The sequence below is a fragment of the Priestia flexa NBRC 15715 genome (assembly GCF_001591565.1).
GTDB lineage: Bacteria > Bacillota > Bacilli > Bacillales > Bacillaceae_H > Priestia > Priestia flexa.
The window spans coordinates 1-10,191 of the sequence record NZ_BCVD01000129.1 but is presented as its reverse complement, the minus strand read 5'-3'; the positions used below and the strand labels follow the sequence as shown (position 1 = coordinate 10,191).

Sequence of the window (10,191 nt, the reverse complement as noted above, 5' to 3'; positions counted from 1 at the left end):
TTTTAGTATGACGTCTGTCGTCAGACTTCTATTTACATAAATACACCGACAAGAATAGCCGTAATGAAGCTTGCTAATGTTCCACCAATGATTGCGCGCAAGCTGAGTTTCGAAACTTCTTTTCGTCTAGAAGGGGCTAAAGAACCTAAGCCGATAATAAGCTGTCCAATTGATGAAAAGTTCGCAAAGTTACATAAAGTAATTGAAAGAACTGCTACGGTCTTTGGCGATAGCTCATCCATCACTTCAGTTAAGCTTAAATACGCAACAAATTCGTTAGCGGCAAGCTTCGTTCCGATAATAGAAGCAGCTTGTAAAGCATCTGAGAAAGGAATACCAATAATAATAGCAAAAGGATAAAATAAATAGCTGAAAATGGTTGCTAAATCTATGTTTACAAGGCCTAGTGCCCCGTCAACCAACGCAAGAATACTAATGAAAGCAATTAAAAGACCACCGATATTTAAAGCTAGCATTACACCGCTTGCTGTTCCGTCTGCCATCGCTTCAAACACATTTGCATGATTGCTTTTTTCCATTGCTACATTTTCTTTTGTTTGAGACTCTTCTGTTTCTGGTAACATAACTTTTGCAATAATAATTGAAACAAGAGGTACGCTAAAGACAGCGATGAGCAAATATTTCATATCAATTCCCATTAAAGAGTACCCAACAAGAATTGCACCACTGGCAGAAGCTGTTCCTCCTACCATAACAGCAAAAAGCTCAGATCTTGTAAGCCTGTCAAGGTAAGGTTTTACGAGTAAAGGAGCTTCAGCAAGCCCTAAAAATGAGTTTCCAACCGCATTAAACGTTTCAACTTGCGTAGTGCCAAGAGCTTTTCCTAAGATAATTCCGACGATGCGGACAAAAAAAGGAATGATTCGTAAATAGTAAAGTGCAGACACTAAAGCTGAAATGAAGATAATAACGGTTAGTACGTTAATGGCAAAAACAGAAGTAATATTGGTGTTTTCAAAAAAACCACCGAACACAAACTGAACACCTTCATTGCTATAATTAATAACTTTTTGAATACCTAATGCCGTTTTTTCAAGAAAAGTTTGACCTAGAGGTACTTTAAGAACAAAAAGTACAAATAAAATTTCGAGTGAAAGACCTACGAGAACCGTACGCCAAGGAAAAATTTTTCGATTTGTACTTAAAAGCCAGCTGACAAACAAAATTGCTACAAGTGATAGTAGACCGATAAGATAAGACATGATGGAATCCTCCTATAAAAAAACTGCTTCCTCCCAGCTATAGGAGAAAGCAGCAGTAAGTCTTACCTCATACGTACCGCTTTCCCTTATAGTCTAACAATTTACGGTTGTTAGGTAGAAACTTGCGATCCATATTATCGCGATTATACAAAGGAAGCGTATAAAAATGTGTTTTCATTCTATCAATATGACTATTGTATGACAACATTAAATTAATGTATTTTAAGAAGTTTATATATTATAAATATTCTTTTTTCATAGAAAAGCGATAACATATATGTTAGCCATCTAGTTAAAAGGCAGGGGCTAAAGCATCAAATTTCCTGTTTTTAGATAAAAAATGGAGAGAGAATAAAAAATCGCTCTCCTTTTTTGGATTAGCCTAATATTATGGCATTTATTACAAAAAAACTATGAATTTATGCGGGTGTTAATGATATTATGAAGTAGTTGAAATTTAACTTAGGGGATGAAGTAACTGGATGAAACTATCTCAGTTAGAAAAGGAGATTCGTGCTTTACAAGATATTATCTATCGCTTGGCAAAGGAAACGAATGAGTACTCTTATGGCACGATTCTAAAAGTTAGCCAGGAGTTAGATAAAAAAATTTTTTTGTATCAAAAATTGAAGAATTCCTGTGATTAAATGAATAGTTTTCTTTCTCTGTAAGCAAAATGAGTATGCGCGGCTCAACTAAAATTGCTTAAATACGTTAGAAAAAGGCCTTTATTTGTTTGATAATTGAAAAGAGTAGCATAAATACTGAAGGTTACGTCAAAAAGACTCTGTTATAAAACAGAGCCTTTTTGACGTAACCGCTTACTATTTCATAACATCTACACAGTTATCGCATTTATTTCCATAGCATTCATGCTGCTCTTCAATCTCTTGACCGCATTCTAAGCACTTTTTAGTTGGTAATTTTTTGAAAAAATCAGACATTTTTTCTAACATCTCCATCGCCTCCGTTTGTTTGTTATTAACATTGTATTATAACAGTTTTATTTTGGCAACTGTGTTTTAGAACAAAGATAGCCCTTTTTTATAAAAAAATGTAATTTGTTATATAACAGTTAGTTATCTGTCAATTCTTGTTCCATCCTTTTTTGTTTAGATTTTAAATGGACCTGGGGTATACTAGGGCTAAAGGCATTCAGAAAGGGAGGACAACTTGGATGAAAGTAACAGTTGTTGGTTTTTGGGGTGGATACCCTGGCGTGTCAGAAGCAACCTCTAGTTATTTATTTGAACATGATGGCTATAAGTTGTTAGTGGATTGTGGAAGTGGAGCACTTGGACAGTTGCAAAAGTACGTAGCTCCACAAGAACTTGACGCAGTTATTTTATCTCACTATCATCATGATCATGTTGCTGATATTGGCGTACTTCAATATGCTCGATTAATTCAATCTTACTTAGGAAATGATGTGAAAGAATTACCTATTTATGGACATACATACGATCAAGCAGCGTTTGAAAAGCTGACACATTCTGGCATTACAAAAGGGGTTTCTTATAACCCTAATCAATCGCTAGAAGTTGGACCATTTACCATTACATTTTTACAAACAAAGCATCCTGTGACATGCTATGCGATGCGAATTTCTGCTGGAGATAAAGCTGTCGTGTATACAGCAGATTCTAGCTACATTGATGCGTTCGTGCCTTTTTCACAGCAAGCTGATTTAGTAATCTGTGAATGCAACTTCTATGCTCACCAGAATGGAAGCGGGGCAGGGCATATGACGAGTACCGAAGCAGGGAAGTTAGCACACGGTGCTAACGCGAAAGAACTAATGCTAACGCATCTGCCACACTACGGAGAAGTAGAACAATTAGTAGTAGAAGCAAAAAACGAGTTTACAGGGAACGTTTTTTTAGCAAGTTCAGGATTACAATGGAATAAGTAGGAGGATAAAAGAAAAATGTTATACATTAACAACGGAGATATACATGACCCAAGAATTAATCTAGCAATCGAAGAGTATGCGCTTAAGCATTTAGATATTAACGAAACGTATTTATTATTTTACGTGAATGAACCGTCTATCATTATTGGTAAAAATCAAAATACAATTGAAGAAATCAATACGAAATACGTAGAAGATCAAGGAATTCATGTTGTTCGCCGTTTATCAGGTGGAGGTGCTGTGTACCATGATTTGGGTAACCTCAACTTTAGCTTTATTACGAAAGATGATGGGGAAAGTTTTCATAATTTCAAGAAATTCACGGAGCCTGTTATTGAAGCATTAGCAAAACTGGGAGTAAACGCAGAATTAAGTGGCCGTAATGATATTTTAGCCGAAGGACGTAAAATTTCTGGGAATGCACAGTTTTCAACAAAAGGTCGTATGTTTAGTCATGGAACGCTTTTATTTGATTCTGAAATTGAAAATGTTGTATCTGCGTTGAAAGTAAAAAAAGATAAAATTGAATCCAAAGGTATTAAGTCTATTAGAAGTCGCGTAGCAAATATCAGTGAGTTTTTAACGGATAAAATTACCGTAAATGAATTTAAACAGCTTATCTTACGCTACATTTTTGATGGAGAAGAAAATATTAAAGAATATAAGTTGACTGAAAAAGATTGGGAAAAAATCAACGAAATTTCGAACGAGCGTTATCAAACGTGGGAATGGAATTATGGGAAATCACCAAAATTTAACGTGCAGCATGCTCACCGTTTTCCAGTTGGACAAATTGATGTGCGCTTAGAAGTAAGCAAAGGTACTATTACACAATGTAAAATTTATGGAGACTTCTTTGGAGTAGGAGATGTTAGTGAAGTCGAAGAAAAGTTAACGAACATCCGATACGAAAGATCGAGTATTGCAGCAGCACTAGAAAATGTTGATGTGAAGCACTATTTTGGGAACGTTGAAAAAGAAGAGTTTATTGATCTTATTTATTAAGAGCGTAAAGCAGGCTAGAAAAGAACTTAATTCTTTTCTAGCCTGCTTTTTATTTATATAGTAAGAAGCTATAAAAAGTAAGAGAACTATAAGAGCTGCAGTAATCGTTTGTAATGGAGAAAATTTAAAGTCAGTCTTATCTTTATAAGAGTCTTGTCAACGATAGATAAAAAAAAGTATAATATAGTAAGAAAGTTTCCAATATTACGCCTAAATAATGAATGGTTATTCATTCATTATGGCGAGAGGAGGAGAATAATTGAATTTGTCGTTACAGCTTCATACCACTGCGAAGCAGTATCCTGAAAAGATTGCATACGTGTTTTTGGATAAAGAAGTCACTTATGCTGATCTTGATACCTCTATCACTTTATTTGCAAACGGTTTAAAAAGGTTAGGAGTTCAAAAAGGAGACCATATTGCATTATTACTTGGAAACTCACCGCATTTTATTATTGGATTATATGGTGCTTTAAGAGTTGGCGCTACAGTTATTCCGATTAATCCAACCTACACGAAAGGGGAAATCACGTATGTTTTACAGAACAGCGATGCAAAGGTAGCTATTACGCTTGATCTTTTAGTACCTTTGTTGGAAGAAATGAAAGCAGAAATATCTGCGCTTGAGCATTTGGTTGTTTGTGAGAGTAGCCTTCAAAAAGAACACAATTTTCTATCTTCAAATGATATTCATTCGTTTTCATCTATTGTACAACACCAAGACGTTACATATAAATTCCCAACACTTGATGAAGATGACACAGCTTTAATTTTATATACTTCTGGAACAACAGGTAAACCAAAAGGCGCTATGCTTACTCAGAAAAACGTCTATCAAAATGCTAAAGACGTCGCTGATTATTTAAGTATTAATGGCGAAGATCGAGTAGTAGCTGCATTGCCAATGTTTCATGTTTTTTGCTTAACTGTTGCGCTGAATGCCCCGCTGATGAATGGGGGCACAGTTTTAGTGATGCCTAAATTTAGTCCAACTATTTTCTTTCAGCTTGCGGAAGAGAAAAGAGCAACAATTTTTGCTGGTGTGCCAACGATGTATAACTTCCTTTTACAATCGAATAAGGGTGCTCAAGAAAAAGTGAAGACGCTACGTTTATGCATATCTGGGGGAGCATCAATGCCGGTGGCTTTATTAAAAGAATTTGAAAAACAATTCGGAGTGGTTGTTGCCGAAGGATATGGCTTATCAGAAGCATCTCCGGTTACGTGCTTTAATCCGATTGATAAAGAGCGTAAGCCTGGTTCTATTGGAACTTCCATTATGAATGTCGAAAATAAAGTAGTTGATGAAATAGGAAGAGAAGTTCCCGTAGGAGAAGTGGGAGAGTTAATTGTTAAAGGTGCAAACGTCATGAAGGGTTACTATAAGCTGCCGGAGGATACAGCTCATGCACTTCGAGATGGGTGGTTGTATACAGGTGACTTGGCTCGTATGGACCCCGAAGGTTATTTCTATATTGTAGATCGCAAAAAAGATATGATTATTGTAGGTGGATATAACGTGTATCCAAGAGAAGTGGAAGAAGTGTTGTATTCACACCCTAACGTTGTAGAAGTGGCAGTACTTGGTGTTCCAGATCCTGTATTTGGTGAACAAATTAAATGTTACGTTGTAGTTAAAGATGCTGCTGTTAGTGAACAAGACCTACTTGATTACTGTCAACTTCACTTAGCGAAATATAAAATTCCAAGTAGCATTACGTTTTTAGATGAGTTGCCGAAAAATGCTACAGGGAAGATTTTGCGAAAGGCTTTACGAAAAGAGTTATTAGGAAAGTAAATAAAAAACTGAAAGCGATTTCAGAATAGGGGGGTACTATGGAATCTATTGTGTATGATAAGGATAAACAAGTCGCTACAGTTATTTTAAATCGCCCGGAAGCGATGAACGCATTTAACTACGACATGCTATGTGAACTAGAGCAGGTGGTAGAAAAAGCTCGTATTGATCCAGATGTGCGAGTGGTGAAGTTTATCGGTGCAGGTGAAAGAGCATTTAGCGTGGGAGCAGATTTAAAAGAAAGAAAAACACTTACTGACCAAGAAGTAAAGCGGAATATTTTTAAAATTGGTGAAGTGTTTTCTAAAATTGAACAGCTTCCACAACCTACGCTTGCCGTCATTAACGGTTATGCTTTTGGTGGAGGAATGGAGTTGGCTTTAGCCTGTGACTTTCGATTTGCTGCAGCGGATGTAGGACTTGGATTAACTGAAACAAGCTTGGGAATTATCCCTGGTGCTGGTGGAACTCAAAGATTGCCTCGCATTGTTGGAGAAACAAAAGCACTTGAGCTAATTCTAACAGCAGAGCGGTTACTAGCACAGGAAGCAGAAAAGGTTGGATTAGTGACAAAGGTTAGTCCACTCTATGAATTAAACGATGTTGTTGACGGTTTTATTAGCCGCATATTAGCAAATGCACCAATTGCTTTGCAACAAGCAAAGTTTGCTATTAAAGAAGGAATGAAAGTGGATTTGCAGACGGGATTGCAAATTGAACGGAAAGCGTATGAGTTAACGATTCCAACAGAAGATCGTATTGAAGCTTTAACAGCTTTTGCAGAGAAAAGAAAGCCTGTCTTTAAAGGAAGATAAATAGAATGAAAGAGAACTGTCGATAGCGGCAGTTCTTTTTCTATGGAAAAGGATAACGGGAAACCTCCCTATATAAAGTAAAAGAACCCAATAATTTTGTTCTAAATTTCAGAATGAAACCTACAATAATAATAGTTGATAACTGTTTGTACACTTTTGGATGGTTTTAAAAGGAGGGATTTATATGAAAAAAATTGTACTTGGTTCGTTTACTTTATTTGTTGTATACGCTGTATTAATATGGCTTTATTTATTTCAATGGAGCGATACCTCTATTCCTGATGCGTTAAAAGGAACAAGTGGTGATCCGGCCACTTTTATGAATGAGAGAGAACTTGTATTAGCACAAGAATATTCACAAATAAAAGATTTTTTATTTTTTCTCTCTGTTCCATATGAATGGTTGGGCTTTGTTTTAGTTCTAGTACTGGGATTCTCGCGTAAATTTAGTAAGTGGGCAAAGGACATTACGAAAATGAGTGCTTTGCAAACTGCTATTTACGTATTCTGGCTATCATTGCTTTTACAGGTGTTTACGTTCCCGCTTGATTGGATTAGCTACAAATTATCGATGGCCTATAATATTACAACGCAACCTTTTACAAGCTGGATGAAGGATATGACTATTGACTTTTGGATAAGTCTTATTATGATGTGCTTAATCGTGTTTGTTCTATATACTCTAATTAACAAGTCGCCAAAAAGATGGTGGCTTTATGCATGGCTATTATCAATTCCTTTTACACTATTTATCACATTTATTCAGCCGGTCGTCATCGACCCTTTATATAATGACTTTTATCCGCTGAAGGATAAGCAGTTAGAAGAAAAAATTCTCCACTTAGCAGATGAAGCATCTATTCCTACGGATCATGTATATGAAGTAAATATGTCTGAAAAGACAAATTCAATGAATGCGTATGTAACAGGGATAGGTGCAAACTCAAGGATTGTACTATGGGATACCACTTTAAATAAATTAAGCGATAATGAAATTTTATTTATCATGGCTCATGAAATGGGACACTATGTGAAAAAGCATATCTATGTTGGAATTGCCAGTGCTCTAGTGCTTTCTTTGGTTGGGTTATGGATGACAAAGAAGCTGTCAGACATGATAATGCGTAAGTGGGGGACTAACTTAAAGGTTAAATCATTTCAGGATGTATCATCATTACCTCTAATCTTACTGTTGCTCTCCGTTCTTACGTTTGCGGTTAGTCCAGCTACAAACTTATTATCTCGACACCATGAAGTGCAATCAGATACTTATGCTTTAGAGTTAACGGAAGACAAGGAAGCGGCGGTCAAAACGTTTCAAGCACTCAGTCGTTCAGGTCTATCTCAGGTAAACCCTCCGTTTCTTGTGAAAGTATTTCGTTATAGTCATCCAACCATTTTAGAAAGAATTGAGTTTATGGAAGAGCATAATAAAGAAGAATAACTGTTATAAAGAAAGTAAATATAAGTAAAAACCTACTAACAGCAAGGGTTTTAGGTGTGAAACCCTTGCTTATATAGAAAATTCGTAAAAGCAAGGGTTCATCTTTTGAATATACTGTTATATAATAATCATTGTAAAATATTATCTGTTTTATAACAAAGTGATAAGGAGGAGTTGTGACTCTCATAACATGTAAAGTTATAAAAATAGCGGAGCGTTTCATATTACTTAACAAAGAAGCGGATGCATCCCAATATACGCTGAATAAAATCCAACTTTCATTCTTATAACTCTCACACTTATAAAGTTGATGTGTTGTTTCTAACAAGTACATGTAAGCGGATTATTAGCTAGTAAAGAAGTTAAAAAGAAGAGAAAATCGCAAGGGGGATATTAAAGTGAACGATTTAAGAGTAAAGCAATTAGAGGATAGTTGGAAAGATGATGAGCGTTGGAGTGGAATTGAAAGACCATATTCAGCAGAAAAAGTAATTGGTTTAAGAGGCTCGATTGATATTGAACATACATTGGCTAGAAGGGGTGCCAATAAATTTTGGAATTTGCTTCAGACAGAAGACTACATTCATGCATTAGGAGCATTAACTGGAAATCAAGCTGTTCAGCAAGTCAAGGCAGGGTTAAAAGCTATTTATTTAAGCGGCTGGCAGGTAGCGGCAGATGCCAATTTATCCGGCCATATGTATCCTGACCAAAGTTTGTATCCAGCTAATAGCGTTCCGCATGTTGTAAAAAGAATTAATCAAGCGCTCCAACGTGCCGACCAGATTCAACATTTAGAAGGAGAAGGAGAAGTGGATTACTTTGCTCCAATCATTGCGGACGCTGAAGCTGGGTTTGGTGGACAGCTAAACGTTTTTGAATTAATGAAAGGTATGATTGAATCAGGTGCATCTGCTGTTCACTTTGAAGATCAATTATCTTCTGAAAAGAAATGTGGTCATCTTGGAGGAAAAGTTTTACTTCCTACGCAAACGGCAGTTAAAAATTTGATTGCTGCTAGATTAGCTGCAGATGTTATGGGAGTTCCTACTATATTAATTGCTCGTACTGATGCAGATGCTGCAGATTTAATCACAAGCGATATTGATCCGGTTGATAAACAGTTTATTAGAGGAGAGAGGACTGCAGAAGGTTTTTATCGTACAAAAGCTGGTTTGGACCAAGCAATTGCCAGAGGGTTAGCTTATGCACCGTATGCTGATTTAATTTGGTGTGAGACATCTGAGCCTAATTTAGAGCAAGCACAACAGTTCGCGGATGCAATTCATGAAAAGTTCCCTGGTAAAATGTTAGCTTACAATTGTTCACCTTCGTTTAACTGGAAGAAAAAACTTGATGCAAAAACAATTGAAAAGTTTCAAAGCGAAATTGCGAAGATGGGTTACAAGTTTCAATTTGTTACGCTAGCTGGATTCCATGCGCTTAACCATAGCATGTTTGAGTTGGCTAGAGGATATAAAGATAGAGGTATGGGGGCTTATTCAGAATTGCAAGAGAGAGAGTTTAGTAGCGAAGTAAATGGCTATACGGCAACAAGGCATCAACGAGAGGTAGGCACGGGCTACTTTGATGAAGTTGCTCAGGTTGTATCAGGTGGTACATCATCTACAACAGCACTAAAAGGATCAACGGAAGAAGAGCAGTTTACAAGTAATTAATATTAAGAAGCAAAAAACACAAGTGGCTTTCACTTGTGTTTTTTGCTGGGAGGGGAATTATCCCTTTAATCTAATTGAAAATTTAAACTTATTACTTTGGGATTGCCAAGCAGTATTCTATTTGTTATATTAATAAATGTTCTTAACGAACAGATAACAAGTAAGTTAAGAAAAAAATAAAAAACAAAAAAAGTTGTTGACAACGAGTTGATAACTTGATAAGATAGTAAAGTCGCTTAAGAGCGGCGGTTGAACTTTGAAAACTGAACAAAGCGACAAACGTCAACGTTAATTTTTTAAAACTTTTATGAGCAA

9 protein-coding genes and 1 riboswitch are annotated in these 10,191 nt (G+C 36.2%); of the genes, 7 read left to right on the top strand and 2 right to left on the bottom strand.

The annotated features are described in order from the left end of the window. Positions 1 to 32: 32 nt before the first annotated feature. Complete coding sequence (locus BFL01S_RS16940) at positions 33 to 1,223, bottom strand: NupC/NupG family nucleoside CNT transporter (RefSeq protein WP_061786405.1); 1,191 nt, start codon at positions 1,221 to 1,223, stop codon at positions 33 to 35. Positions 1,224 to 1,292: 69 nt separating this feature from the next. Next, a riboswitch (purine riboswitch) is annotated at positions 1,293 to 1,394 on the bottom strand. A 311-nt stretch (positions 1,395 to 1,705) separates the two neighbouring features. Between BFL01S_RS16940 and BFL01S_RS20150 the strand changes: the two genes are divergently transcribed. Then, positions 1,706 to 1,870: a Spo0E family sporulation regulatory protein-aspartic acid phosphatase gene (locus BFL01S_RS20150; protein ID WP_076513299.1), complete on the top strand. Its 165-nt coding sequence runs from the start codon at positions 1,706 to 1,708 to the stop codon at positions 1,868 to 1,870. Positions 1,871 to 2,047: 177 nt separating this feature from the next. On the opposite strand, the gene yhfH is transcribed toward BFL01S_RS20150, so the two are convergent. Then, positions 2,048 to 2,179 (bottom strand): protein YhfH, encoded by a 132-nt coding sequence (gene yhfH / locus BFL01S_RS20145; protein ID WP_064484053.1) that lies wholly within the window; start codon positions 2,177 to 2,179, stop codon positions 2,048 to 2,050. A gap of 221 nt (positions 2,180 to 2,400) precedes the next feature. Here yhfH and BFL01S_RS16935 point away from each other — a divergent pair, with 221 nt between their 5' ends. The 6 genes from BFL01S_RS16935 to aceA all read left to right on the top strand — a co-directional run bounded on the left by BFL01S_RS16935 (position 2,401) and on the right by aceA (position 9,876). Then, positions 2,401 to 3,135, top strand: a complete 735-nt coding sequence (locus tag BFL01S_RS16935) for an MBL fold metallo-hydrolase (RefSeq protein WP_025907640.1) — start codon at positions 2,401 to 2,403, stop codon at positions 3,133 to 3,135. Positions 3,136 to 3,150: 15 nt separating this feature from the next. Then, positions 3,151 to 4,140: a lipoate--protein ligase gene (gene lplA, locus BFL01S_RS16930; protein ID WP_025907641.1), complete on the top strand. Its 990-nt coding sequence runs from the start codon at positions 3,151 to 3,153 to the stop codon at positions 4,138 to 4,140. A 259-nt stretch (positions 4,141 to 4,399) separates the two neighbouring features. After that, positions 4,400 to 5,938 (top strand): fatty acid--CoA ligase family protein, encoded by a 1,539-nt coding sequence (locus tag BFL01S_RS16925; protein WP_061786404.1) that lies wholly within the window; start codon positions 4,400 to 4,402, stop codon positions 5,936 to 5,938. Between the two features lie 38 nt (positions 5,939 to 5,976). Further along, positions 5,977 to 6,753 (top strand): enoyl-CoA hydratase-related protein, encoded by a 777-nt coding sequence (locus BFL01S_RS16920; RefSeq protein WP_061786403.1) that lies wholly within the window; start codon positions 5,977 to 5,979, stop codon positions 6,751 to 6,753. A 184-nt stretch (positions 6,754 to 6,937) separates the two neighbouring features. Further along, complete coding sequence (locus BFL01S_RS16915) at positions 6,938 to 8,197, top strand: M48 family metallopeptidase (protein ID WP_061786402.1); 1,260 nt, start codon at positions 6,938 to 6,940, stop codon at positions 8,195 to 8,197. 398 nt (positions 8,198 to 8,595) lie between these two features. Next, positions 8,596 to 9,876 carry an isocitrate lyase gene (gene aceA, locus BFL01S_RS16910; RefSeq protein ID WP_025907645.1) on the top strand — a complete coding sequence of 427 codons (1,281 nt, stop codon included), beginning with the start codon at positions 8,596 to 8,598 and terminating at the stop codon, positions 9,874 to 9,876. Positions 9,877 to 10,191 lie beyond the last annotated feature (315 nt).

Bases quoted from the DNA above. Each gene is read 5' to 3' on its own strand.
- BFL01S_RS16940 (WP_061786405.1), bottom strand. From the start codon at position 1,223: ATGTCTTATCTTATCGGTCTACTATCACTTGTAGCAATTTTGTTTGTC.
- BFL01S_RS20150 (WP_076513299.1), top strand. From the start codon at position 1,706: ATGAAACTATCTCAGTTAGAAAAGGAGATTCGTGCTTTACAAGATATT.
- yhfH (WP_064484053.1), bottom strand. From the start codon at position 2,179: ATGTTAGAAAAAATGTCTGATTTTTTCAAAAAATTACCAACTAAAAAG.
- BFL01S_RS16935 (WP_025907640.1), top strand. From the start codon at position 2,401: ATGAAAGTAACAGTTGTTGGTTTTTGGGGTGGATACCCTGGCGTGTCA.
- lplA (WP_025907641.1), top strand. From the start codon at position 3,151: ATGTTATACATTAACAACGGAGATATACATGACCCAAGAATTAATCTA.
- BFL01S_RS16920 (WP_061786403.1), top strand. From the start codon at position 5,977: ATGGAATCTATTGTGTATGATAAGGATAAACAAGTCGCTACAGTTATT.
- BFL01S_RS16915 (WP_061786402.1), top strand. From the start codon at position 6,938: ATGAAAAAAATTGTACTTGGTTCGTTTACTTTATTTGTTGTATACGCT.